Source organism: Pseudomonas sp. Rh2 (assembly GCF_040762985.1).
GTDB lineage: Bacteria > Pseudomonadota > Gammaproteobacteria > Pseudomonadales > Pseudomonadaceae > Aquipseudomonas > Aquipseudomonas taiwanensis.
Genome location: NZ_CP142890.1, coordinates 714,371 through 737,284, shown reverse-complemented (window position 1 = coordinate 737,284; position 22,914 = coordinate 714,371). Strand labels below are relative to the sequence as shown.

The 22,914-nt window shown below is 62.6% G+C and carries 23 protein-coding genes and 1 tRNA gene; 8 read left to right on the top strand and 16 right to left on the bottom strand.

Annotation, left to right across the window (positions count from 1 at the left end):
* Window positions 1–29: 29 nt before the first annotated feature.
* A complete protein-coding gene (gene desA, locus VXM67_RS03350; protein WP_023378146.1) occupies window positions 30–1,214 on the top strand; it encodes a delta-9 fatty acid desaturase DesA in 1,185 nt (394 codons plus the stop codon).
* Between the two features lie 141 nt (window positions 1,215–1,355).
* A complete protein-coding gene (locus VXM67_RS03345; RefSeq protein ID WP_027907887.1) occupies window positions 1,356–2,333 on the top strand; it encodes a sensor domain-containing diguanylate cyclase in 978 nt (325 codons plus the stop codon).
* A 45-nt stretch (window positions 2,334–2,378) separates the two neighbouring features.
* On the opposite strand, the gene VXM67_RS03340 is transcribed toward VXM67_RS03345, so the two are convergent.
* The 3 genes from VXM67_RS03340 to gabD all read right to left on the bottom strand — a co-directional run bounded on the left by VXM67_RS03340 (window position 2,379) and on the right by gabD (window position 6,715).
* Window positions 2,379–3,680 carry a response regulator gene (locus VXM67_RS03340; protein ID WP_023378143.1) on the bottom strand — a complete coding sequence of 434 codons (1,302 nt, stop codon included), beginning with the start codon at window positions 3,678–3,680 and terminating at the stop codon, window positions 2,379–2,381.
* A gap of 137 nt (window positions 3,681–3,817) precedes the next feature.
* Window positions 3,818–5,095, bottom strand: a complete 1,278-nt coding sequence (gene gabT, locus VXM67_RS03335; RefSeq protein WP_023378142.1) for a 4-aminobutyrate--2-oxoglutarate transaminase — start codon at window positions 5,093–5,095, stop codon at window positions 3,818–3,820.
* A gap of 177 nt (window positions 5,096–5,272) precedes the next feature.
* Window positions 5,273–6,715, bottom strand: a complete 1,443-nt coding sequence (gene gabD / locus VXM67_RS03330; RefSeq protein WP_023378141.1) for an NADP-dependent succinate-semialdehyde dehydrogenase — start codon at window positions 6,713–6,715, stop codon at window positions 5,273–5,275.
* A gap of 275 nt (window positions 6,716–6,990) precedes the next feature.
* Here gabD and VXM67_RS03325 point away from each other — a divergent pair.
* Together VXM67_RS03325 and VXM67_RS03320 are read left to right on the top strand one after the other, a co-directional pair.
* Window positions 6,991–7,067, top strand: a tRNA-Arg gene (locus tag VXM67_RS03325).
* 207 nt (window positions 7,068–7,274) lie between these two features.
* Window positions 7,275–7,712, top strand: coding sequence for a CBS domain-containing protein (locus VXM67_RS03320; RefSeq protein ID WP_023378140.1), 438 nt, complete (start codon window positions 7,275–7,277; stop codon window positions 7,710–7,712).
* A gap of 12 nt (window positions 7,713–7,724) precedes the next feature.
* Here VXM67_RS03320 and VXM67_RS03315 read toward each other — a convergent pair whose 3' ends face one another.
* The 3 genes from VXM67_RS03315 to VXM67_RS03305 all read right to left on the bottom strand — a co-directional run bounded on the left by VXM67_RS03315 (window position 7,725) and on the right by VXM67_RS03305 (window position 9,197).
* The gene (locus VXM67_RS03315; protein WP_023378139.1) at window positions 7,725–8,363 is read right to left on the bottom strand and encodes a hypothetical protein; all 639 of its coding nucleotides are present in this window, start codon (window positions 8,361–8,363) and stop codon (window positions 7,725–7,727) included.
* A gap of 70 nt (window positions 8,364–8,433) precedes the next feature.
* Window positions 8,434–8,676: a DUF2789 domain-containing protein gene (locus tag VXM67_RS03310; protein WP_023378138.1), complete on the bottom strand. Its 243-nt coding sequence runs from the start codon at window positions 8,674–8,676 to the stop codon at window positions 8,434–8,436.
* 62 nt (window positions 8,677–8,738) lie between these two features.
* The gene (locus tag VXM67_RS03305; RefSeq protein WP_023378137.1) at window positions 8,739–9,197 is read right to left on the bottom strand and encodes an aminoacyl-tRNA deacylase; all 459 of its coding nucleotides are present in this window, start codon (window positions 9,195–9,197) and stop codon (window positions 8,739–8,741) included.
* Between the two features lie 173 nt (window positions 9,198–9,370).
* Here VXM67_RS03305 and VXM67_RS03300 point away from each other — a divergent pair, with 173 nt between their 5' ends.
* Window positions 9,371–10,720, top strand: a complete 1,350-nt coding sequence (locus VXM67_RS03300; protein WP_027907886.1) for a nodulation protein NfeD — start codon at window positions 9,371–9,373, stop codon at window positions 10,718–10,720.
* 2 nt (window positions 10,721–10,722) lie between these two features.
* Window positions 10,723–11,475: a slipin family protein gene (locus VXM67_RS03295; RefSeq protein WP_023378135.1), complete on the top strand. Its 753-nt coding sequence runs from the start codon at window positions 10,723–10,725 to the stop codon at window positions 11,473–11,475.
* 58 nt (window positions 11,476–11,533) lie between these two features.
* Here the strand turns inward: VXM67_RS03295 and VXM67_RS03290 are convergent, their stop codons facing one another.
* The 3 genes from VXM67_RS03290 to VXM67_RS03280 all read right to left on the bottom strand — a co-directional run bounded on the left by VXM67_RS03290 (window position 11,534) and on the right by VXM67_RS03280 (window position 14,785).
* Complete coding sequence (locus tag VXM67_RS03290; protein WP_023378134.1) at window positions 11,534–12,166, bottom strand: LysE family transporter; 633 nt, start codon at window positions 12,164–12,166, stop codon at window positions 11,534–11,536.
* A 121-nt stretch (window positions 12,167–12,287) separates the two neighbouring features.
* Entirely contained in the window at window positions 12,288–12,875 is a 588-nt protein-coding gene (locus VXM67_RS03285) for a mechanosensitive ion channel family protein (protein WP_023378133.1), read from the bottom strand.
* Window positions 12,875–14,785, bottom strand: coding sequence for an ATP-binding cassette domain-containing protein (locus VXM67_RS03280; protein ID WP_023378132.1), 1,911 nt, complete (start codon window positions 14,783–14,785; stop codon window positions 12,875–12,877). The genes VXM67_RS03285 and VXM67_RS03280 overlap by 1 nt, the downstream gene beginning before the upstream one ends.
* A 50-nt stretch (window positions 14,786–14,835) precedes the next feature.
* On the opposite strand from VXM67_RS03280, the gene VXM67_RS03275 reads away from it, so the two are divergent.
* Window positions 14,836–15,318: a TIGR02444 family protein gene (locus VXM67_RS03275; RefSeq protein ID WP_023378131.1), complete on the top strand. Its 483-nt coding sequence runs from the start codon at window positions 14,836–14,838 to the stop codon at window positions 15,316–15,318.
* Here VXM67_RS03275 and VXM67_RS03270 read toward each other — a convergent pair.
* Entirely contained in the window at window positions 15,294–16,436 is a 1,143-nt protein-coding gene (locus tag VXM67_RS03270) for an AlgP family protein (RefSeq protein ID WP_027907885.1), read from the bottom strand. The two genes, VXM67_RS03275 and VXM67_RS03270, sit on opposite strands and share 25 nt — an antisense overlap.
* 225 nt (window positions 16,437–16,661) lie before the next feature.
* Here VXM67_RS03270 and VXM67_RS03265 point away from each other — a divergent pair, with 225 nt between their 5' ends.
* Complete coding sequence (locus VXM67_RS03265) at window positions 16,662–17,327, top strand: FKBP-type peptidyl-prolyl cis-trans isomerase (protein WP_186599109.1); 666 nt, start codon at window positions 16,662–16,664, stop codon at window positions 17,325–17,327.
* A gap of 9 nt (window positions 17,328–17,336) precedes the next feature.
* On the opposite strand, the gene VXM67_RS03260 is transcribed toward VXM67_RS03265, so the two are convergent.
* From VXM67_RS03260 to hemC, 6 genes are all read right to left on the bottom strand, one after another.
* Window positions 17,337–17,807, bottom strand: a complete 471-nt coding sequence (locus VXM67_RS03260; RefSeq protein ID WP_023378128.1) for an Rsd/AlgQ family anti-sigma factor — start codon at window positions 17,805–17,807, stop codon at window positions 17,337–17,339.
* 231 nt (window positions 17,808–18,038) lie between these two features.
* Window positions 18,039–18,542 carry a disulfide bond formation protein B gene (locus tag VXM67_RS03255; RefSeq protein ID WP_367237700.1) on the bottom strand — a complete coding sequence of 168 codons (504 nt, stop codon included), beginning with the start codon at window positions 18,540–18,542 and terminating at the stop codon, window positions 18,039–18,041.
* A 221-nt stretch (window positions 18,543–18,763) separates the two neighbouring features.
* Window positions 18,764–20,002 (bottom strand): heme biosynthesis protein HemY, encoded by a 1,239-nt coding sequence (locus VXM67_RS03250; protein ID WP_023378126.1) that lies wholly within the window; start codon window positions 20,000–20,002, stop codon window positions 18,764–18,766.
* Window positions 19,999–21,099 (bottom strand): uroporphyrinogen-III C-methyltransferase, encoded by a 1,101-nt coding sequence (locus tag VXM67_RS03245; protein ID WP_023378125.1) that lies wholly within the window; start codon window positions 21,097–21,099, stop codon window positions 19,999–20,001. The genes VXM67_RS03250 and VXM67_RS03245 overlap by 4 nt, the downstream gene beginning before the upstream one ends.
* A gap of 45 nt (window positions 21,100–21,144) precedes the next feature.
* Window positions 21,145–21,912 (bottom strand): uroporphyrinogen-III synthase, encoded by a 768-nt coding sequence (locus VXM67_RS03240; protein WP_287167313.1) that lies wholly within the window; start codon window positions 21,910–21,912, stop codon window positions 21,145–21,147.
* Window positions 21,909–22,850 (bottom strand): hydroxymethylbilane synthase, encoded by a 942-nt coding sequence (gene hemC / locus VXM67_RS03235; protein ID WP_367237495.1) that lies wholly within the window; start codon window positions 22,848–22,850, stop codon window positions 21,909–21,911. The genes VXM67_RS03240 and hemC overlap by 4 nt, the downstream gene beginning before the upstream one ends.
* Window positions 22,851–22,914 lie beyond the last annotated feature (64 nt).

The window sequence follows — 22,914 nt, the reverse complement described above, 5'->3', positions numbered from 1 at the left end:
CTTCCCTGTTTTCGAGGGTTTCCAAACCTATGTGGTACAACGGCCTGCTCGACTTGTCGGCCTGGCAACTGGTCGCCATCACCTTGCTGATGACCCATGTGACCATCGTCAGCGTCACCGTCTACCTGCACCGCTACTCCGCCCACCGCGCCCTGGAGCTCAACGGTGCGCTCAAGCATTTTTTCCGCTTCTGGCTGTGGCTGACCACGGCGCAGAATACCCGCGAATGGACCGCCGTCCACCGCAAGCACCACGCCAAGTGCGAAACCCCTGAAGACCCGCACAGCCCGGTCTACAAGGGCCTGGGCACCGTGCTGCGCAAAGGTGCGGAGCTCTACCGGGAAGAGGCGCGCAACCCCGAGACCCTGCGCATCTACGGCAAGAACTGCCCGGATGACTGGATCGAGCGCAACCTCTATTCACGCTACAAGCTGGGCGGCATCGCGCTGATGGCCGTCATCGACCTGCTGCTGTTCGGCACCCTCGGCATCACCGTCTGGGCAGTTCAGATGATGTGGATTCCATTCTGGGCCGCAGGCGTGGTGAACGGCCTGGGCCATGCCGTCGGCTACCGCAACTTCGAATGCCGCGACGCCGCCACCAACCTGGTGCCATGGGGCATCGTCATTGGCGGGGAAGAACTGCACAACAATCACCATACCTACCCTAACTCGGCCAAGCTTTCGGTCAGGCGCTGGGAATTCGACATGGGCTGGGCCTGGATCCGCCTGTTCTGCCTGCTGCGCCTGGCCAAGGTACAACGGGTCGCGCCTATCGCCCACCGGGTCGAGGGTAAGGCCAGCCTGGACATGGATACCGCCATGGCCATCCTCAACAACCGCTTCCAGATCATGGCTCAGTACCGCAAGCTGGTGATCGGCCCGCTGGTCAAGCAAGAGCTGGCCAAGGTGGACGCCTCGGTGCGCCACCACTTCCGCCGCGCCAAACGCCTGCTGTCGCGGGAAACCAGCTTGCTGGAAGATCGCCACCACGCGCGCATCGAGTCCATGCTCGCCCATAGCCAGGCCTTGAAGACCATCTACGAGAAGCGCCTGGCCCTGCAGCAGATCTGGGCCCGGACCAGCGCCAACGGCCATGACATGCTTGCCGCCATCAAGGACTGGGTGCATGAGGCCGAGGCCAGTGGTATCCACGCGCTGCACGACTTCGCAGCGCAGCTCAAGACCTACTCCCTGCGCCCTACCGGCGCCTGATAACCGTTGATCGGCACGCCCCATCCAGCGGGGCGTTTGCCTGGAACTTCCCGCCAGCACTTGAACTCAAATCGGCACATCGCCCGCGTGGCAGGCCGGTCTGTGGCCGCACGCTTTCATGTCGAGAACTGCTTCGTGCACATGGCCAAGCCCAACCATTCATCCCAACCACCGGAAGCCGCCCAGACCCTGCTGGCTCTGCTGCATGCGCAAGGTGAAGTCGCCCGCCTCAGCGAGCGTGAGCAGCTCTTCAGCTCGCTGCTCGACAGCGTCAACGCAGTGCTGTGGGCTTTCGACTGGGAAGCCCGTCAAGTGTTGTACGTCAGCCCAGCCTACGAACGCATCTTCGGCCGACCGGCCAGCCTGGTGCTGGCCGACTACAACGAGTGGCGCGACAGCATCTACCCGGATGACCTGGAGCACGCCGAACGCAGTCTGGCCCAGGTGCTGCTCAAAGGCTCGATGGAAGACCGCGAGTATCGGATCATCAATGCCGACGGCCAAGTACGCTGGCTTAGCGACAAGTGCTACATCAATCAGCAGCGTGATGGCGAGCAACGCGTGATCATCGTCGGCATCGCCGAGGACATCACCGAAAAGAAGCAATTGGAAGGCGAACTGCAGCGCCTGGCCACCACTGATGTGCTGACCCAGAGCAGCAATCGCCGGCATTTCTTCGACTGTGCCAACCAGGCCTTCGCCAGTGCCCGCGAGGCTGGCACACCACTGGCCTTCCTGCTGCTGGACATCGACGACTTCAAACAGATCAACGACAGCTACGGCCACCAGGAAGGCGACCAAGTCCTGCAGCGCATCGCCGATAGCGGCAAAGCCGTTCTACGGCGCGGCGACGTATTCGGGCGTATTGGCGGCGAGGAGTTCGCCGCGGTGTTTCCAGGCTGCACGGCGCAGATGGCGGAGCAGATCGCCGAGCGCCTGCAGCGAGAGATTCAGCGATTGAGCTTCACCCATGGCGATCACACCTATGGCGTGACCATCAGCCAGGGATTGACCGGGCTGACCGATGAAGATGCATCGCTGGACAGCGTATTCGCCCGGGCGGATGCGGCCATGTACCAGGCCAAGCGGCAAGGCAAGAACCAGATAGTGATGGGATGACCCGGCAAGCCACCAGCGCCTGGCCCGTACTGCGACTCCGGTTTGTCAGGCCGGAGACTCTCCCTCGTTGGATGAGGGCTCTTCTTCATCAGCAGTTGCTACAGCCACCTCAACCGTCACGTCCTCCTTCGGCTTCACCTCGGCACTGTCCAACTTGCGCAGCCGGTTCAACTCGGGCAAGCCGACCTTGAGCAGGCGGGCGGTCTTGCTGCTGGCCAGCTTTTCCAGCCCTTGGTCCCCAGGCAACCGCGCCAATTGCCCAGCCAGGTTCATGGCCAGGATCTCCCGCGAGTACACCCCCCCACCCAGTTGGTAGATGGCTGCAATCAGCTCGCGCAGACTCAGCGGCAAGCGCCAACGGGTGCGCAACGCCGAGCCGAACGCCGCACCGAACTCATCAAGCGACTGCTGCACCTGATGTTCGTCCAGTGCGCCTCCCCCCAGTCGCCACTCCTGCAGGCAGCGCAATACAGCCAGGTCGCCCAGGCAATGCAGCAAGCCTGCGCAATAACAGCGCTCTTCATCGAGCTCGAGCATGCGCGCCAAGCTGCGGGCATACTCAGCGCTGTGCAGCGACAGCTTCCAGAAGTGCGTGGCCTGGCTCGCCAGCAACGGGTCGCTCAGGCGCGCGCTGCGCTTGAGCGTCATACCCAGTATCAGGTTCATGCTCTGCGTGCTGCCCAGCTTGTTCAACGCCTGCAACAGGGTTTGCACCGGGGCATCGCGGTGCAGGGCGGCGCTGTTGGCAGCGGCGATCAGCACCGCGGTAATTTGCGGATCGTCACGCACTTCGGCTTCGAGCACCTTCAGGTCCAACCCCTGTGGATTCAGCGCTCGCTTGATCGCAAGCTCCACGTCAGCGAACAGGGGGCCGCCATCAGCGGTGGCACGGCGCTGCTCCAGGAAGGCACTCAGCGTGATACCCGGCTGCAAGGGTTGAACCGGGCAAGCGATCTGTTCGCCAACTTCCAACAGCAACGCTTCCAGGCGCTTGCGCAGGCTATCGAGGTTCAGTGGTTTGCTCAGATAGGCCGTGGGGTGCAATGGCAAGGCCTCGCGCACACTGGCGCTGTCGCTGCGGTTGCTCATGAGAATGAACGGCAACTCCGGGCCTTTGGCGCGGACCTTGCGCAGCAGGTCAAGACCATCGACACCTGCCAGCTCACGGGCCGCAATGATCAGGTCGGGCTTGCTGGACAGTGCAGTCAGCGCCTGGGCGCCATCGGCGCACACTTGCAGACGAGCATCGCAGCGGACACTGAGCAGCATTTCGCTGAGCATATCGCGCACCCAGGGGTCGCCCTCGGCAATCAATACGCAAGGTGGGGTGGGGTCTGCAGCGTTCATGGCCAACTCCTGAATATCCCTGACACGCAATCCGTTGCAGCTTCCAAGGCAAGTCCTCCGACAAACATAGCGCCACCGGCGTTTTCTTGGCACAAAAAAAACCCGCCGAAGCGGGTTTTTTTCTGACGCAGGTCACATCAAGCGAGTTCAGCGAAGCACTCTTCGATGATTGCCAGGCCTTTGTCCAGCAGCGCGTCTTCGGCGGTCAGCGGAACCAGGATACGCAGAACGTTGCCGTAGGTACCGCAGGACAGCAGGATCAGCCCCTTGTCGCGCGCCTTGGCAACCACCTGGGCTACCGCGGTTGGGTTCGGGGTGTGAGTGCCCTTCTCGAAGACTTCGACAGCAATCATCGAGCCCAGGCCACGAACATCACCGATGATCGGGTGCTTTTCCTGAATCTTGCGCAGGCCAGCGGTCAGGCGCTCGCCAACAGCCTTGCTGCGGTCCAGCAGCTTCTCTTCCTCGAACACCTGAATAACGGCCAGGGCCGCGGCGCAGGCGATCGGCGAACCGGCATAGGTGCCGCCCAGGCCGCCCGGGGCGATGGCGTCCATGTACTCGGCCTTGCCGCAGACACCGGCCAGTGGGAAGCCGCCGGCGATGGATTTGGCGAAGGTGGTCAGGTCAGGCGCAACGCCCATCTGTTCCATGGCGAAGAAGGTACCGGTACGGCCAGCGCCAGTCTGTACTTCGTCGGCGATCAGCAGGATACCGTGCTTGTCGCACAGCTCGCGCAGACGCTTCATCAGCTCTTTCGGCGCTGGCAGGAAGCCGCCTTCACCTTGTACTGGCTCGAGGATGATCGCGGCGATGTCGCGCGGCTCGGCGTCGTTCTTGAAGATACGCTCGACCGAAGCAATGGCGTCGTCAACGCTGATACCGTGCAGCTCGCTCGGGAACAGGGCGCGGAAGATGCCACCTGGCATCAGGCCCATGCCAGCGGAGTACGGCACGACTTTACCGGTCAGGCCCAGGGTCATCATGGTGCGGCCATGGTAGCCGCCGGTGAAGGCGATGACGCCAGCACGGCCAGTGGCGGCGCGGGCGATCTTGACGGCGTTCTCGACAGCTTCGGAACCGGTGGACACCAGCAGGGTTTTCTTGGCGAAGTCACCTGGAACCAGTTTGTTGATCTTTTCGCACAGCTCTACATAGGGCTCGTACGCCAGGACCTGGAAGCAGGTGTGGCTGACCTTGGTCAGCTGCTCTTGCACGGCCGCGACCACTTTCGGGTGCAGGTGGCCGGTGTTCAGTACGGCGATGCCGCCAGCGAAGTCGATCAGTTCGCGGCCTTCAACGTCGATCACGGTCGAGTTCTTCGCGCTTTCGACGAAGATCGGGTGGATCTGGCCAACGCCACGTGGGACGGCGGCTACACGACGTTGCATCAAGGATTCGTTGGTCTTGCTCATAATGCCCTCATTCGCGCCGACTCTGACGGCGCTCTTATTCGGGGGTGGCTGGCGCTGCCCGCGATCAGTATTCGTTGATCGACTGTCGCGAACGGCCTGGCCACCAGGTACTGCAGTGTCAAAAAGACCAGCGAGGCGTCGCTCTCGCGCCCCGCTGGCAGAGGTAAAGCCTTTACATCAAATGCTGATGCACAGGTATTTGATTTCGAGGTAGTCCTCGATACCGTACTTGGAACCTTCGCGACCCAGGCCGGAAGCCTTGATGCCGCCGAACGGCGCCACTTCGTTGGAGATCAGGCCGGTGTTGATACCCACCATGCCGTATTCCAGGGCCTCGGCAACACGGAACACGCGGCTCATGTCACGGGCGTAGAAGTACGAAGCCAGACCGAACTCGGTGTCGTTGGACATGGCGATGACTTCGGCTTCGTCTTTGAAGCGGAACAGCGGCGCCAGCGGGCCGAAGGTTTCTTCCTTGGCGACGGCAGCGGTCTTCGGTACGTCGACCAGGATGGTCGGTTCGAAGAAGTTGCCTTCGATGATCTTGCCGCCCGCCAACACCTTGGCACCTTTGCCAACGGCGTCTTCGATGTGCTCCTGGACCTTGGCGACAGCCTTGCCATCGATCAGCGGGCCAGTGGTGGTGCCTTCTTCCAGGCCATTACCGATCTTGAGCTTGGCGACAGCGGCAGCCAGCTTCTGGGCGAACGCGTCGTAGACACCGTCCTGCACGTAGATACGGTTGGCGCAGACGCAGGTCTGCCCGTTGTTGCGGTACTTGGAGATGATCGCGCCCTCGACCGCCTTGTCCAGGTCGGCATCGTCGAACACGATGAACGGGGCGTTGCCACCCAGCTCCAGGGAAACCTTCTTGATGTCCTTGGCGCATTCTTCCATCAGCTGGCGACCGATTTCGGTCGAGCCGGTGAAGGACAGCTTGCGTACCAGGGAGTTGCCGGTCAGCTCGCCGCCGACTTCGCCAGCGCTGCCGGTCACGACGCTCAGCACGCCAGCCGGGATGCCGGCACGGTTGGCCAGCTCGACCAGGGCCAGGGCGGAGTACGGGGTTTGCGAAGCAGGCTTGAGCACCATGGTGCAGCCAGCGGCCAGGGCCGGGCCGGCTTTACGGGTGATCATCGCGGCCGGGAAGTTCCACGGGGTAATCGCGGCGGTGACACCGATCGGCTGCTTGATGACGATCAGACGCTTGTCCGGCTGGTGGCCCGGAATGGTGTCGCCGTACACGCGCTTGGCTTCTTCGGCGAACCACTCGATGAACGAGGCGGCGTAGGCGATTTCGCCCTTGGCTTCGGCCAGTGGCTTGCCTTGTTCGGTGGTCATCAGGCGAGCCAGGTCGTCCTGGTTCTCGATCATCAGTTCGAACCAGCGGCGCAGCTTGGCCGAGCGCTCTTTGGCGGTCAGTGCACGCCAGGCCGGCAGGGCCTTGTCGGCGGCTTCGATGGCGCGGCGAGTTTCCGCGGTGCCCATCTTCGGCACGGTACCGATGACTTCACCAGTGGCCGGATTGGTCACCTTGATGGTCTGGCCGCTGTCCGCGTCCAGCCATTCACCATTGATGAAGGCCTGTTGGCGGAACAACTGAGCGTCTTTGAGCTGCATGTCGGCTTCCCGAATTGTTGATTGTTGAAAAGCGCGCCCGTGGCACGGAGCGTTTGAAATCTCAAACGAATGCTAAGCGGGTGCTGGGGTGTTGGACAATAGGCTGTTCGAAAAAAAGAACGAACGGTTGAACACCCCGTCTGGAATTTCACGGTGCAACCTCCGCCAAGCCGGCCCCTGCAGGTACAGCGTGGTGCCGGACGACTGGGGGAAAAATGGCCACAGATCAAGGCGATGGACGTCCTCGACACAGATGGGTATTATGCGTGCGCGTTGCACTCGTAGCTCAGCTGGATAGAGTACTGCCCTCCGAAGGCAGGGGTCGTGGGTTCGAATCCCGCCGAGTGCGCCATATCAAAAGCCCTGGGATCACTCCCGGGGCTTTTTCGTTCTGGCCGCCTGCCAGGCCACTCGCGAATGAGCCCGGCCGAAAACAGGCGCGCCGCGTCATGACGTTTTTCAATCGCCTCCATGCCGTTTCCTGCATTGCCGTGCAAGCCTTCGTACCGGATGCTTTATTTACTCGGACAGATCGCTTTTTCCACCCGCAGAGGCCTGTATGAAGAACGTCGAACAAATCCTCAAGACCAAGTCCCAGCATCAGACCGTCTACACCATCGGCCCTGACGACTCGGTGCTCGACGCCCTGAAGTTGCTGGCAGAAAAGAATGTCGGCGCACTGCCCGTGGTGGAGAACGACAAAGTGGTGGGGATCGTCAGCGAGCGTGACTATGCCCGCAAGCTGGTGCTCAAGGGCCGCTCTTCGGCTGCCACGCCGGTGCGCGACATCATGAGCGCGCCGGTGGTCACGGTGGAGCCCAAGCAGAACCTCGAGTACTGCATGAACCTGATGACCGACCGGCACCTGCGGCACTTGCCCGTGGTCAGCAATGATGAACTGCTGGGCTTGTTGTCGATCGGTGACCTGGTCAAGGAAACCATCGCCGAACAGGCCAACCTGATCAAGCAGCTGGAGCAATACATCCGCGGCGAATGATCGCCTTGGTATTCAATGGTAAGCGCGCTCCAGTTCGTCCAGCTGATGGTCGAAACTGCGCAGGCGCGCCGACCAGGTGTACACCAGCACTTCAAGATCCCGATTCAGCACTGCCGTGTTGCCATGGCCCGTGCTAGACGGCTCGCACAGATCCAGCTGATAACGCTCGCGGGCCATGGCCGTCGCCACGCTGGACAGGTCACGGGCATTGGCAAGCCAGCGGTGATGATGGTCGTGCACTTCGCGGTCGAGCGCCCGGCATTGGCGCTTGAGCGCATCCAGGCTCTGCTCCAGTGGCGTCCCCTTGAGTTCGCCCATGACCTCTTCGAAGGTACGCCCGGAGTGCCAGTAGCTACCCCAGAAATAGCGGTCGAACACAGTCTCGACACGGCGCAGCGCAACCTTGGTGTTCCAGATGGTCAACAACGTTCGCCCCTGAACCACCTCGCGCTTGTTCAGGTGCAACTGCTGCCAGGCGATCCAGGCCAGTCCCATCAGGGCAACCGCCGCGGTCACCGCAGCGGCGGCATAGAGGAACTGCACCGCCTGGTTCATCTGCTGGGTATGGCGGATGCCGTAGAAATAACCGGCCGTCAGTGTGCCCAGGATCGTCACGGAGCACCAGAAGCCTGGCGCGTAGGGATCTTTCATTGCGCTATCCCCTCTTGTTTTTCCTGAGCATAGCAACGGCCAAATCACTCATCAGGTGCCGCTCGGCGCTTTATTTACGAGGGCGACGTAAGGCCTCGTTCAACTGGTCGAAAGGGACCGCCCAATCGGCATCTTCGATGATGCTGTCCTGCAGGAAAGCCCGCTGGGCGTCGGTCCAGAACGGTGCATCCACCAGTTTTATCTCATTCTTCAAGGGCGAATGGCTGGCGATGAACTGGTCGATGCTCACGGCATCGTCCGGCAGACCCAGTTGCTTGAACAATTCCGCGAATGGATGGATCGGTGCTTCCATGATTCCTCCTCATGCGCCGGGCAGACCGTCCACGACGCCGGCCCGGCATTGGTTTGAGAACATCAGCACAGCTCGCGCACTTCGGCGCTCGGCACGAGCTTGAGGTATTGCTCCATGCTCATGTGGATCAGGTGATCGTGATCGCCTGCTTCGAGGTAGACATCGCCTTGACGGGTGATGTTGGGGTCCAAGAGCATTTTTATAGCGTAGGCATCGCCCACCGCAGGCACGGCGCCTCGCTCGCAATCGACGAAGAGGCTCGGTAGCCCGCTCTCGCGGGTAAGTTGCCAGTCACCGGACATGCGTACCTTGCTCATGTCCAAATGGCGGTTGGCCGGTAGCACCGCCATGATGTAGTTGCCATGACGGTCATCAAGCATCACCGACTTGGCAACCCGTTCCGCGGGTACACCGGCCGTGCGTGCCGATTCCAGGCTCGTGGCGGAGTGTGGATGGGGAATGATGTCGTAATCGCAGTTGGCCTGGTCCAGGCGCTGCTGCAGGGTCTTGGCCATACGCATGATGCACCTCCGGTTCGCCCCCCAAGTCTCTGTCAGGAGCGGCCTTACGTCGCGACGAGCTGAAGATCAGCTTCGAAATACCTTGGTGACGCGGCCCCTAATCTCCAAGTTTAGGCCTTACCCCAACAGGCACGACTAAACTTCATTTACAGAGGTGGACGAGGTGACGACAGGTGATCAGGTGCTGCGTGCGCTGGCTATGTCTGTTACTGATGCTCGGCACCTTCCAGAGCGGCCTTGCCGCGCCCGCTCCAGTCTGGCTGCTGAGCATCGACGATGCCATCGGCCCGGCCAGCGCCGATTACCTGATTCGCAGCCTTGAACAAGCCCATGAGCAAGGCGCGCAGTTGGTGGTCATCCGCATGGATACCCCTGGCGGCCTGGACAGCGCGATGCGCCAGATGATCAAGGCTATTCTCGCGAGCCCTGTCCCTGTGGCCAGTTACGTGGCCCCCAGCGGCGCCCGCGCCGCCAGTGCTGGTACCTACATCCTGTATGCCAGCCATGTGGCAGCCATGGCCCCGGGAACCAACCTTGGCGCCGCAACGCCGGTGCAAATCGGCGCGCCGCCAGGTACCCCCAAGGATGACAAGGCCAAACCCAGTGGTGACGAAGACGCTCTTGCACGCAAGCAGGTCAATGACGCCGCGGCCTACATTCGAGGCCTGGCGCAATTGCGTGGACGCAATGCGACCTGGGCGGAGCAGGCCGTGCGCGAGGCCGTCAGCTTGTCGGCCAGTGAAGCGCTGCGTCTGAAGGTGGTCGACCTGGTCGCCAGTGACCTGCCCGATCTGCTGCGTCAGCTCGATGGCAAGACACTTACGGCTGCTGACCAGCCACGCCCGTTGCAAACCGATGGAGCTCGCGTTGTCGAGCACTTGCCGGACTGGCGCACCCGGCTGCTCGCGGTCATCACCAACCCGAGCGTAGCGCTCATTCTGATCATGATCGGTGTGTACGGCTTGCTGTTCGAGTTCATGAACCCCGGCTCGGGGGTAGGCGGAGTGGTGGGAGGGATATGTCTGCTACTGGCGCTGTATGCCCTGCAGCTGCTACCGGTGAGCTATGCGGGGGTGGCGCTGATCCTGCTCGGCCTTGCGTTCATGATCGCCGAAGCGTTCCTACCCAGTTTCGGCGTGGTCGGTTTTGGCGGCATCGTCGCCTTTGTCGTCGGCGCTGTGATCCTGATGGATACCGACGCCCCTGGCTTCGGCATACCGTTGGCGTTGATCGTCACGCTCGCAGTGGCTTCGGCACTGCTGCTCGGCGGCGTGGTGGGCATGGCCCTCAGGGCGCGACGACGGGCGCTGGTCAGCGGTGATGCCGGCCTGGTCGGCAGCCTGGTGAAGGTTACCCAAGTGATGGCGGACAACCCGTTCTGCGGCTCGGTACAGGCCCAGGGCGAACAATGGCAAGTCCAGTGCAAGACACCGCTGCAAGTCGGCCAGTCCGTCCGGGTGATGGCCCGTCACGGTGTCATGCTGGATGTGAGCGCTGCAGCACCCGGGGCGCAAGGGGAATGATGATGTTCATGCAATTGGGCTTCGGTGCCCTGCTGATGTTGCTGGCGGTTTTGCTGCTCTCGGCGTTTCGCATCCTGCGCGAGTATGAGCGTGGTGTGGTGTTCCAGCTGGGGCGCTTCTGGCAGGTCAAAGGGCCTGGACTGATCCTGTTGATTCCAGTGATACAACAGATGGTCAGGGTCGACTTGCGCACGGTGGTACTCGACGTTCCACCGCAAGACGTGATCACCCGCGACAACGTCTCGGTCAAGGTAAACGCCGTGCTGTACTTCCGCGTACTGGACCCGCAAAAGGCGATCATCCAGGTGGAGGATTTCCTCGTCGCCACCAGCCAGCTGGCCCAGACCACCCTGCGCGCTGTGCTCGGTAAACATGAGCTCGATGAGTTGCTGGCCGAGCGCGAGCAACTCAACTCGGACATTCGCCAAGTGCTGGACGCGCAAACCGATGCCTGGGGCATCAAGGTAGCCAACGTCGAGATCAAGCATGTCGACCTGAACGAGTCGATGGTCCGGGCCATTGCCCGCCAGGCCGAGGCCGAGCGTGAGCGGCGGGCCAAGGTGATCCATGCCGAAGGGGAGTTGCAGGCTTCGGAAAAACTGATGCAGGCCGCGCAGATGCTCAGCAAGGAGCCAGGGGCCATGCAACTGCGCTACATGCAGACCCTGGGGACGATTGCTGGAGACAAGAGCTCGACCATCGTCTTCCCCTTGCCGCTGGACCTGCTCAAGGGGTTGATGGACCGGCAGAAATAGACACGGTCGAGTCGCGGGTCGGTGCAAGGAGATGGGCTGCACGGCAGCCCACGCTCAATCAGAGCGGCGCACGACGCAAGGTGGCCAGGAAAGTCGCCGCGCCGATGAACAACCCGGCAAAGGTGCGGTTCAGGCGCTTCTGTTGCTTAGGCGTACGCAGCAGGCGCAACACCCGCGAAGCCAATCCGGTGTATCCGGCCATCACCAGCATGTCGACGGTGACCATCGTTATGGTGATCGCCACATACTGCGGCAGCAGCGGCGCGTGCGGATTGATGAACTGCGGCAGTACCGCCAGCATGAACACCAGTGCCTTGGGGTTGCTGACGTTCACCAGAAAACCACGGAACACCAGGCTCAGCGGCTTACCGATGGGGCGCACTCCCGACTCGTCGGACATGTCCATCGGCAACGCCTGCCATTGCCGATAGGCCAGGTAGACAAGGTAGAACACGCCAAACCACTTGATGACCTGGAAGGCGGTGGCAGAGGCGGCAAGGATGGCGCCGACACCGGCGGCAATGATGGCGATCTGCATGATCAGGCCCAGTTGCAGGCCCAGGGCATTCCAGTAACCGCGCCAGAAACCGTACTGCAGCCCACTGGACATGGAGGCGATCGCCCCCGCACCCGGCGACAGGCTGATGACCCAGCACGCGGCAAAGAAGCCCAACCACACTTCCATCGACATCACACACCTCGCTCGAACATTTGTTGCAAAACATTAAGCTAAGGTGTTGGCGAAAAAATAACCAGTGCTTTCTGAAGGATTTGTATCGCCGGAACACAACGCCACGGCCGCCTCGGACAACTCAGTCCGCCTCGACCGAAGCGTCTTGCTGGAGGGACTGCACCTCGGTTCCCCGCCAGCGACGTACCGACTTCTGGAAGAACTGACTATTGGGTACCTGCACCAGCGCACCACCGGCCTCGGGCATTTCCATCAGCGTGGTGAACAGCAGGTTGATAGCGATCACCCGACCTTTGACGCCAGGTTTGTCGAGGGTATCGACCAGTTCGACCACATCACCGATGCGAAACGGCCCGACGGTGAAGATCAACACCGCACACAGCAGGTTGGACAACACGCTCCACATGGCGAAGAACGCCACCGCAGCGACGGCGACGAAGCCGGACAACGCCGTCCACAACACCGTCGCCGATACCCCCATGCGCTCCAGCACGAACAGCAGTGCACTGCCCATGATCAGCCAGCGCAGACCACCACGCACAGGCATCAGCAGCTCCGGCGGCAAGGGGTAACGCTGGCCCAGGCGGCTGAGGCCACGGGCCACGATACGCTGAAGGACGAACGCTACGACCAGAATCAGCAGTATCTGCAGCCCAAGCCAGAAGGTATCCATCCATTGCCCCGGCAACAGCGAGCGCAGCTCCTCCATCAGGACAGCGCCTCGAGTTCGGCCTGCATGCTTTCCAGAGTCTCCAGGGCTTCCATCCAGGCTTCCTCCAGCTCGCCTTCGCGCTGCTTGAGCTTGCTCTGACGACCCAGCAGGTCACGCAACTCGTCCTTGCGTGCTGCGTCGTACAGTCCGCCATCGCCCAGCGCGGTCTCAATTTCGGCCAGCTGGCTGTGCACCTGATTGAGCTCGGCCTCGAGCTTCTCGGCCGCACGCTTGTGCGGCGCCAGTTGCTGACGCAGGGCCGCTGCTGCCTGGCGCTGGGCCTTCTTGTCGGTCTTGTCCGGGTTGGCCACCGTGCTGTTGACCGGCGCGCTGCGCTGGCGGTAATCGACCAGCCAGCGGCTGTAGTCGTCCAGATCGCCATCGAAGGTGTCGACCTTGCCATCGGCCACCAGCAGGAAATCGTTGGTGGTGCTCTTGAGCAGGTGACGGTCGTGGGAGACCACTACCACGGCACCGGCGAACTCCTGCAGCGCCATGGTCAGAGCCAGGCGCATTTCCAGGTCGAGGTGGTTGGTCGGTTCGTCGAGCAACAACAGGTTCGGGCGTTCCCAGGCGATCAGGGCCAGGGCCAGGCGCGCCTTCTCGCCACCGGAGAAATTCACCACCGGCTCGTCGACACGGTCGCCATGGAAGTCGAAGCCGCCAAGGAAGTCGCGCAACGTCTGCTCGCGCTCGGTCGGGGCAATCCGCTGCAGGTGAAGCAGCGGGCTGGCCTTGTCGTCGAGGGAGTCGAGTTGGTGCTGGGCGAAGTAGCCGACGGCCAGGTTTTCGCCGCGCACCAGGCGCCCGCCCAATGGCTGCAACTCACCGGCGAGGTTCTTGATCAAGGTCGACTTACCGGCACCGTTAGGGCCGAGCAGACCGATGCGGGCACCCGGCGCCAGTTGCAGCTTGACCTTTTCCAGGATCGCCTTGTCGCCGTAGCCCAGACGCCCTTCGGACAGGTCCAGCAACGGACTGGAGATTTTCTCCGACTCGCGGAAGACGAAGTCGAACGGCGAATCGACATGTGCCGCCGACAGCTCTTCCATGCGCTCCAGGGCCTTGATCCGGCTCTGCGCCTGGCGAGCCTTGGTGGCCTGGGCCTTGAAACGAGCGATGTACTTCTCCATGTGCGCACGCTGGGCCTGTTGCTTCTCATAGGCCTGCTGCTGCTGCGCCAGGCGTTCGGCACGGGTGCGCTCGAAAGCCGTGTAGCCGCCCTTGTACAGGTTGAGCTTGCGCTGCTCGACATGCAGAACGTGATCGACCACGGCGTCGAGGAAATCGCGGTCATGGGAAATCAGCAATAGTGTGCCGGGGTAACCTTTGAGCCAGTCCTCCAGCCACAGGATCGCATCGAGGTCCAGGTGGTTGGTCGGTTCGTCGAGCAGCAACAGGTCGGATGGGCACATCAGTGCCTGGGCCAGGTTGAGGCGCATCCGCCAGCCACCAGAGAAATCACCTACGCGGCGGTCCATCTGCTCGTTGGTGAACCCCAGGCCGGCAAGCAGCTTGCGCGCACGGGCATCGGCGGTATAGCCGTCGGCGCTGTCCAGCTCACTGTGCAGGCGCGCCAGCGCGGTGCCGTCGTGGGCAGCCTCGGCGGCGGCGAGTTCAGCCTGGACCTTGCGCAGGCGGACATCGCCATCGAGCACATAGTCCACGGCAACCCGGTCGAGGGTATCGACCTCCTGGCGCATGTGGGCTATGCGCCAGTCGCCCGGCAGCTGGCAGTCACCGGCATCGGGCGATAGCTCACCGCGCAGCAGGGCGAACAGGCTGGATTTTCCGGCACCGTTGGCGCCGATCAGGCCGGCCTTGTGACCGGCGTGCAGGGTCATCTCGGCGCCTTCTAGCAAGCGCTGCGGACCACGCTGTAAAGTGAGGTTGGATAGTCTGATCATGATGGTCGCGGAGTCTACCAGCTTCCTCGGCCCGTAGCGTGAGTGGAATCATGTACACCGACCTATGGAATCACGCCCTCGCTTTGTACGCCCGGCCTGGTGTGGAACAGGCCTGCCTGGCACTGCAAGCGTCAGGGGCCGATGTCTGCCTGTTGCTGTGTGGCACCTGGCTGCAAATACGTGGAGTGGCAGCCAGTCGCGCGCGCGTGGGTGCCTTGCGTGAATTGGCCGCCCCCTGGCAACGCGAGGTAGTGGCCCCACTGCGCCACCTTCGCCAGCAATGGCGTGAAGCGGCGACGAGCGACCCGCAGTTGCTGGCGCTGCGCGAACAGGTCAAGGGGCTGGAACTGCAGGCAGAGAAGGCGCTGCTCGAACGCTTGCAGCAGCGTTCGCAACAATGGCCCGCGGACGCTGGTGAGCGTACGGAGGATTGGCTGGCCCTGCTCGTGCCGGACCAGGCCCGAAGCCACGACGCGCTGGTTCGATTGCGCGTCGCGGCCGCAGGGACTCAGGACGCCGAGGACGGCGCCTGAACAGCAGTACTCACAGGTGCCGGCGATGGGGCGGGAGCGGCCGAATTGGTCGCGGGTGCGGGTGAGGCCGGCTTGGCTTCAGGTGCCTGGCTGACGGCTGGCTTGGCTGGCGCCTTGGCAGCAGTTGGCTTGGCGGTAGCAGCTTTGACGGGAGCTTTGGCAGCGGCTGGCTTGGCAGCAGTGGCTTTGGCTGGAGCCTTGGTAGCCGCCGGCTTGGCAGCAGTTGCCTTGGCGGGGGCTTTCGCAGCAGCTGGCTTGGTAGCAGTCGCCTTGGCTGGAGCTTTCGCAGCAGCTGGCTTGGCAGCAGCAGTCTTGGCTGGGGCTTTCGCAGCAGCTGGCTTGGCAGCAGCAGCCTTGGCGGGGGCTTTCGCAGCGGCGGGCTTGGCAGCAGCAGCCTTGGCGGGGGCTTTCGCAGCGGCGGGCTTGGCAGCAGCAGCCTTGGCGGGGGCTTTCGCAGCGGCGGGCTTGGCAGCAGCAGTCCTGGCTGGGGCTTTCGCAGCGGCGGGCTTGGCGGCAGCAGTCTTGGCTGGAGCTTTCGAAGCAGTTGGCTTGGCGGCAGCAGTCTTGGCTGGAGCTTTCGCAGCGGCGGGCTTGGCGGCAGCAGTCCTGGCTGGGGTTTTCGCAGCAGCCGCTTTGGCAGGAGATTTGGCAGCGGCTGGTTTAGCGGCAGCCTTCGCCGGCGCCTTGGCAACCGCAGGCTTGGCTTTAGTGGCCACTGCACGCTGGTCGAGCGCCTTGCTCACGGCTTCACGAACCTTGCCAACACCCTGGGCCAGTTTCAGGCTTTCCTGAGCATCGCGCTTGAGTTGTTGGATATAAGTACGTGTCTGCGATTGACGGTCTTTGAGCGAATCGAGCAACTCTTCAAGTTCGCCAATGGCTTTGTGCGCTTTGCTCTGGGCCTTGGCTTTGCCTGCCTTGGCCGCGTCCTGCAACTTCAGGCGACCGTTATGCAGTTTTTCCTGGGCCTTTACGCGTTGTTTTTCCAACTTGGCCAGCAGTTTCTCAGCATCCGCCAGCGCTTGGGAGCAGGCGTCTTCCAAATGTTCGAGCAGGCTGCCCGAAAGTTGCTGGAGCAGGTGCAACGGCGTACTGACTGGCTTCTTCTTAGCCGACATGGTTTACCTCCTGGCTGACGAGATTGCGGCTCATACTATGCTTCTGCTGCTACCGCCGCTAGGGCATGTTGACAGTATCGATGGCGCCGCGTTGCATGCCTGGGCAAAGTTGTTATCTTGCAGCTCCGTGCAAGTGTAGTTGCTTAATAAATCGTTGCTGATATTTACACATCCATCGACAACAGGGCTGGCATACTTCCCCGCTCATTGGAGCAGGAGTTGAGCATGTCTCGTCATCTTTTATTCGGCCTTTGCCTTCTGGCCACCGCTGCCCTGGCCAACCCTGACACCCCTCCTGCCAACGACCAGGATCTCGCCTACAGCCTTGGCGCCAGCCTGGGTGAGCGCTTGCGCCAGGAAATGCCCGGGTTGCAGCTGGATGCCCTGATCGAAGGCCTGCGCCAGTCCTATCAAGGCCAGCCGCTGAAGCTCGACAAAGCGCGGATGCAGGCCATCCTCCAGCAGCATGAAGAGCAGGCAGGCAGCGCCGTCGAGCAGGCTGATGCGGACAAACTGCAAGCAGTGGAAACGCGTTTCATGGCCAACGAACGGGCACGCGCTGGCGTGCACGAGTTGCCAGAAGGCGTGCTCTACAGTGAATTGCAAAGCGGTACCGGCGCTCAACCCAAGGCCGGGGGCAAGGTACAGGTGCGTTACGTAGGCCGATTGCCGGATGGCTCTGTGTTCGACCAGAACCAGCAGCCGCAATGGTTCAGCCTGGACTCGGTGATCGAAGGCTGGCAGGTGGCATTACCGCACATGAAGACAGGTGCGAAATGGCGCTTGGTGATCCCTTCGGCAAAAGCTTACGGTGCCGAGGGCGCAGGTGATCTGATTGCGCCCTACACACCACTGGTGTTCGAAATCGAGTTGCTGTCGGTGGCCAACTGATCCACGCCATCAGGCCTGGACAACATCCTCTTGGCTGTGCGCGTTATGCAGCACTTCGATCAGGCAGTCTTCGAGTTCGAAGCGCTCGTGCAACAGGCTGCCCAGCTTGCCCAGTTTCTCGGCAAAGCGCTCGGTGTCCTTGCACTCGCCCTTTTCGCAGTGGTCGTTGAAGGCGATGGCGATCTGAGTGATGTCGTTGATCCGCGGGTTGATTTCTTCGGCGAGCTTCAGCGCTTTCTCATCACCGAAGGCCTTCGCCTCGCTGACCAGTTGCTCACACACTTCGAAGTGCCACGCCGAAACGTAATCGACCAGGATCGCGCAGAAATCGCGGTTCTTGTCCTTGTCGGCAAAAGCTGGCTTGACGTCCCGCAAATTGCGGAAAGCCTGCACCAGGTCCTGGCGCTCTTTCAGCCAGCGGTCGATCAGCTTGTGAACCCCACCCCAGCGTTCCTGAGCGTTCTGACAACTATCGAGCATGGCGTTCTCATCCCTTCTGGGTAGATGCCGCTGCACCTCGCACCACGACCGTGCAGCACAAAGGTGACATCAGCAGGACGGCATCGAGCAGTTGTGTTTTCGGTATGCGTGCTGGGAGATTATTCCCGCGCGTGCTGAGCTTCAAGGTACGCAGCGGACAAAGTTCATACAAGTGTTTAATACCCTTTCTCAGCACCATTGGTCGCGCTGCAGGGTCGGCCTTGCTCTGGATCAAGCTTTGCTCAGTGTGCGGAAACGATACGCCAGCAGGCAGCTCAAGGGCAGCGCCGCCAGGAGCAGGAAGGCCAAGAGGCTCCATTCTGGCAGCGTCAGCTCGAGAAAACTCCAATTCAGCGAGTTGCAGTCAGGGCCTCCCAGCAGCAACTGCCGTGCAGCCTCGCTCCAGGACCGCTCCAGCACCTGCAGGAACGGCAGCGGGCAACCGTGCACCGTCTCATCACCTTGCAACCAGACATGCCGCCCGGCGAGCAAGGCCCCGCTGCCAGCGAAAGCGAGCATCGCCCGTGAGTAGCGAAGCTGCCCCGATGGCCCAGGGAAATGCAACACCGCGCAGAGGCCCGCGAGCGAATAGAGGCCAAGCAGCAGACGCTGGCTGAAGCACAGCGGGCAAGGAACCAGCCCAAGCGCGTGCTCCAGATGGAAAGACGCCAGCAGCACGGCCAACGATGCAAGGCATGCAGGAACGAAATAGGTGCGCAAACGGGCCGGCAGCATGGGCAGTGAGAGTCCCAGGGTCAGTGACATGGCCTGAAACGGTAGAGGAAACGCGCGCTTTGTTTCAAGGCGCTACAGGCGTGACAAGTCGCTGAATAGCAGAGAATTTTCCAGTCGTGCAGTAGGAAAACTCCGAAGAAATGGACTGCAGAACCAGCTTACAGAAGAAGATAAGTTACCCGGCCCGTGAACCCGCGCCTTGGCGCGGGCCCATGGGTCGGTCAAGCGCGAACGCTCTCCGGCAGCGGCAAGGCCAAGAGGCGCTCGTCCAACAGACCCAAGCCTTCCTGGAACAGCTGATTGCTGCGCTCGGTTTCACCCAGGCCTGCCAATAGACGGGCCAGTTCAGCACAGGCTTCAGGGTTGCGCTCCATCCGCAGGCTGCTCTCCAGGTAATCGCGCGCCTTGCCCCAGAGGCGGTTCTGCAAGCTCAGGCGCCCCAATGTCAGCAACAAGCTTGGGTCTTGTGGATGGGCCTTGAGCCAGCCCTCGGCAGTTTGCAGCTGCCGCGCGGGGTCATCGCCACGTACCAGCCCGTAGAGGCGGGCCAGGTGGCTTTCGTATTCGCGCTTCAGAGCGTTGCGCAGCACCTGCTCGGCTTCACCCTGGGCGCCCACCTGCCGCAGTTGCTCGGCGTAGGCCAGCACCAACTGCGGCTCCTGACGCTGTGCCGAGGTCAGTTGCTGCCAGGCCCGTTCCAGTGACTGGCGCGCGCTGCCTGGATCTTCACCGCGGGTCGCTGCCAGGCTCAGGTTCTGGCCCCAGGCGCGTTGCTCCAGCGCGGCGAGTTCATCGGCGGGCAGCACCTTGCCCTTGCGCAACTCAGGCAGCAGACGGATCAGCGCCGACCAGTCGCCACGCTCGAGATACAGGCGTTGCAGCAAACGCAGCACCTGGCCGTTGTGCGGGTGGCGCTCGTGCATCGCCAGCAGGGTTTCCAGGGCGCCATCACTGTCGCCACGGTCCATCTGCAGCTGGGCATGGGTCAAGGCCACCGCCAACTCAGCCTGGGGCTGACGCTCAAGAGCGCGCTCCAGCAGGTTGTCGCTGTCTTCCGTACGCCCAAGCTCGTTGGCGGCGCGGGCAGCGCCGAGGTAGTACAGCAAAGGCTGGCGCTCGGCCTCGGCGGCTCGATGCAGGTGACGCTGCGCACTGGCCCAGCGTCCCTCGGCGAGGTCGAGTTGACCCTGTTCGACCGCCAGGCGGATACGCCGACTACGATTGCGCCGCGACCATGGGTTGACTACACCGGAAGACGTCAGCACCAGGCCAACCAGGTAACGCAGCAACCACAGCAGCGCAACGATCACGAGCAATGCTGCCAAAGCCGCCCAGAGCCCCGATTGATAGCGGAAGCTGCCGTAGGAGATCAGCACATAGCCGCTGTGCTTGGCGACAGCAATGCCCAGCGCTGCTGCGACCACGATGGCCAGCACCGCCAGCAAGTAGACGCGCTTCATGGTTTGCCCCCTTCAGCCTCGGCGGGCAGATGGCGGCGCTGGATGTAGGCCTGCACGGCAGCAAGGCTTTCACTCAGGTCAGGGGTAACGACCGAGACCGGCTGTGCGGCCAGTTCATTGAGGCTTTCGAGCATCGCCTTGCTTTGTGGGTTGTCGGCATTGAAGTTGGCCAGCAGCACGCTGCGAGCATCGTCCAGAGCCTGGTCGTACACCTTGGCCTCGCCGTTGAGCGCCGCCCATTGGGCCTGCTCGATGGTCAGGCTCAGGGCCAGGCGAAGCTGGTTGAGCGACTGCCCGGCCAGCAAGGGCCGCACATTTTCATCGGCGTTGAAGTCGATCTGGAAATACTTGGATATCTCTGCCCACCACTGCGACCAGCGACTGGCGCCATCGCCGTCGGAGGTCAAGGCGCCCAGCGCATCGGCGTTGCTATCGAATTCTGGGGACTGGGCACTGAGCTGCTGCACCAGTTCACGTTGGGCGGCAAGCTTGAGGAATAGCCCGGTGCGGTCCGGCTGCTGGGTGCTGTTGAGCGTCGCGAGGCTGCGTGCCAGTTGCTCGCGAGCCGCGAAGGCACCCGGGTCGCTCTGCTCGCGGAGGATTTCGTCGGCCCCTTCGACCAGGGCCTTGGCGCTGGTGATGTCCTGCAACGCCGACAGACGCAGGGTAGCCAGACGCAGCAGGTGCTCGGCCTCGGCCAGGCGCCATTCCTTGCGGCTCTCACCGAGCACGGTCTCCAGACGCTGACTCAGGCGCTGCTGATCACTTTGCAGCTGGGCCACCAGACGACGGCGGTCTTCCAACTCGCTGGCTGCCGGCAGGCTGGCCAGCTGCGCGCTGATCTGCTGCTCGCGCTGCTGCAATGCCTCGGCGCGCAAGGTCAGTGCCTCCAGGTGCTGTCCCTGGCCTTGCTCGCTGCCTTGCAGCTGCCGCACTTGCCAGACACCCCAGCCGCCCACTGCCACACCGGCCGCACCCAGCAGCAGAGCAAGCAGGGCCAGGCCATTACCGGAACGTTTGGTGGGTGTCGTGCTGACAGGATCCGCCGGCGCCTGTGCCGACGGTTGATCATTGTTGGACAAGACAGTTTCGCTCACGTATCCATCCTTTGCATGGGGGCGCATCGCTCTGAGCTTAGCGCCTTAAGAGGCAGGTGCAGCGCTGCGCTGCACGGCTGCCAGCAAGGCCGCGGCACTGGCGCCACGGCAATCCACAACCTGTTGAGCCCCAGCGGCCCTGGCCTGCTCGGCGACTCGGGGGCTTGGCACGAACAGCGGCAGTTGCGCGAGCTTGGCCCAGTCGGCGCCCGCCATTTGCCGCAGATGTTCAAGACCTTGCCCACTGCTGACCATCAGCCCATTGAGGCGTTCCGCTTCGATGCGACGCAGCAACGTGCCCGCCGGATACTCTGGCAGGCATCGACGATACAGTTCCAGATAATCGACACTAGCACCTTGCTCTCCAAGACGCTCGCAGAGCAGTTCGCGACCTCCCTTGCCACGAACGATCAGAACCCGCGGCGCAGACGCCTCGATGGCTTCACGCAATTCAGGGAGCGCCAACAAGGCCTCGCTGTCATCGCCCCGTGGCGGGCAAGTCACGTACGCCCCCGCCTCGCGCAGCACCCGAGCGGTCGCCTCGCCTACCGTGAACCAGCCGCGCTCCGGGAGGGGCAAGCCGACCTCCGCCAACCGTTCGAGCAGCAACCGGGCCGCCGGCTTGCTGACCACGATGATTGCCTGGTAACGGTGCAGATCGGCCAGCAACTGACGTCGACCGTCATCCAGCGCAACTGGCTCGATCGCTAGCAACGGCAGACAACTGCTGGCTATTCCTGCGGCAAGCAGGCTCTGCGCCAGTGCCGCGCAGTCCTCTTCGGGCCGGGTCAGCAACAGGCGCCAGGGGCTCACGGGTGACCCGCCTCGCCGTAGACTTCCTTGAGAATTGCCTCGGCACCCTGGCCCAGCAGGTCTTCAGCCACCCGAACACCGAGCGTCTCGGCCTGGGAGCGGGGAGCACGGGCATCGGCCACCAGCAAGGTACCTCCGCTTGGCTGGCCGACCAGCCCGCGCAGCCACAACTGCTCTCCTTCGAGCACCGCGTAGCAGGCAATGGGCACCTGGCAACCGCCATTGAGTCGCTTGTTCAGGGCCCGCTCGGCCACCACGCGGTCAGCGGTGTCGACGTGGTGTAGCGGTGCCAGCAGAGCATGAATCTCGCTGTCGGCGCTGCGGCATTCGATGCCAACCGCGCCCTGGCCGCCTGCCGGCAGGCTGTCATCGACGCTGATGGTCGAGGTGATACGGTCTTCGAAGCCCAGGCGAATCAGACCCGCCGCGGCGAGGATGATCGCGTCGTACTCACCGGCGTCGAGCTTGGCCAGGCGAGTATTGACGTTGCCACGCAGGAAACGGATCTGAAGGTCAGGACGACGCGTCAGCAATTGCGCCTGACGGCGCAGACTCGAGGTGCCGACGATGCTGCCGGCCGGCAGTGCCTCCAGGCTGGCGAAGGTATTGGAAACGAAGGCATCGCGCGGGTCTTCACGCTCGCAGATGCAATAAAGGCCCAGGCCCTCGGGGAAATCCATCGGTACATCCTTCATGGAATGCACGGCGATGTCGGCCTCGTTGTCCAGCAAGGCGGTTTCCAGCTCCTTGACGAACAGGCCCTTGCCGCCGATTTTCGCCAAAGGCGCGTCGAGCAGCTTGTCGCCCCGGCTGACCATGGGCACCAGCGTAACCAGCAGACCTGGATGGGCCTGCTCCAGACGGGCTTTGACGTATTCGGCCTGCCACAGGGCCAAGGCACTTTTACGGGTGGCAATGCGGATTTCGCGAGTGGACATGGAACGCCCCGAACCAGAGAAATGCCGCCGATGATAACAGCTCCGCCGGCTTCGCTAGCAGATG

Coding starts and splice junctions, on each gene's coding strand:
- desA (WP_023378146.1), top strand. CDS start 30: ATGTGGTACAACGGCCTGCTCGACTTGTCGGCCTGGCAACTGGTCGCC.
- VXM67_RS03345 (WP_027907887.1), top strand. CDS start 1,356: ATGGCCAAGCCCAACCATTCATCCCAACCACCGGAAGCCGCCCAGACC.
- VXM67_RS03340 (WP_023378143.1), bottom strand. CDS start 3,680: ATGAACGCTGCAGACCCCACCCCACCTTGCGTATTGATTGCCGAGGGC.
- gabT (WP_023378142.1), bottom strand. CDS start 5,095: ATGAGCAAGACCAACGAATCCTTGATGCAACGTCGTGTAGCCGCCGTC.
- gabD (WP_023378141.1), bottom strand. CDS start 6,715: ATGCAGCTCAAAGACGCTCAGTTGTTCCGCCAACAGGCCTTCATCAAT.
- VXM67_RS03320 (WP_023378140.1), top strand. CDS start 7,275: ATGAAGAACGTCGAACAAATCCTCAAGACCAAGTCCCAGCATCAGACC.
- VXM67_RS03315 (WP_023378139.1), bottom strand. CDS start 8,363: ATGAAAGATCCCTACGCGCCAGGCTTCTGGTGCTCCGTGACGATCCTG.
- VXM67_RS03310 (WP_023378138.1), bottom strand. CDS start 8,676: ATGGAAGCACCGATCCATCCATTCGCGGAATTGTTCAAGCAACTGGGT.
- VXM67_RS03305 (WP_023378137.1), bottom strand. CDS start 9,197: ATGCGTATGGCCAAGACCCTGCAGCAGCGCCTGGACCAGGCCAACTGC.
- VXM67_RS03295 (WP_023378135.1), top strand. CDS start 10,723: ATGTTCATGCAATTGGGCTTCGGTGCCCTGCTGATGTTGCTGGCGGTT.
- VXM67_RS03290 (WP_023378134.1), bottom strand. CDS start 12,166: ATGTCGATGGAAGTGTGGTTGGGCTTCTTTGCCGCGTGCTGGGTCATC.
- VXM67_RS03285 (WP_023378133.1), bottom strand. CDS start 12,875: ATGGAGGAGCTGCGCTCGCTGTTGCCGGGGCAATGGATGGATACCTTC.
- VXM67_RS03280 (WP_023378132.1), bottom strand. CDS start 14,785: ATGATCAGACTATCCAACCTCACTTTACAGCGTGGTCCGCAGCGCTTG.
- VXM67_RS03275 (WP_023378131.1), top strand. CDS start 14,836: ATGTACACCGACCTATGGAATCACGCCCTCGCTTTGTACGCCCGGCCT.
- VXM67_RS03270 (WP_027907885.1), bottom strand. CDS start 16,436: ATGTCGGCTAAGAAGAAGCCAGTCAGTACGCCGTTGCACCTGCTCCAG.
- VXM67_RS03265 (WP_186599109.1), top strand. CDS start 16,662: ATGTCTCGTCATCTTTTATTCGGCCTTTGCCTTCTGGCCACCGCTGCC.
- VXM67_RS03260 (WP_023378128.1), bottom strand. CDS start 17,807: ATGCTCGATAGTTGTCAGAACGCTCAGGAACGCTGGGGTGGGGTTCAC.
- VXM67_RS03255 (WP_367237700.1), bottom strand. CDS start 18,542: ATGCTGCCGGCCCGTTTGCGCACCTATTTCGTTCCTGCATGCCTTGCA.
- VXM67_RS03250 (WP_023378126.1), bottom strand. CDS start 20,002: ATGAAGCGCGTCTACTTGCTGGCGGTGCTGGCCATCGTGGTCGCAGCA.
- hemC (WP_367237495.1), bottom strand. CDS start 22,850: ATGTCCACTCGCGAAATCCGCATTGCCACCCGTAAAAGTGCCTTGGCC.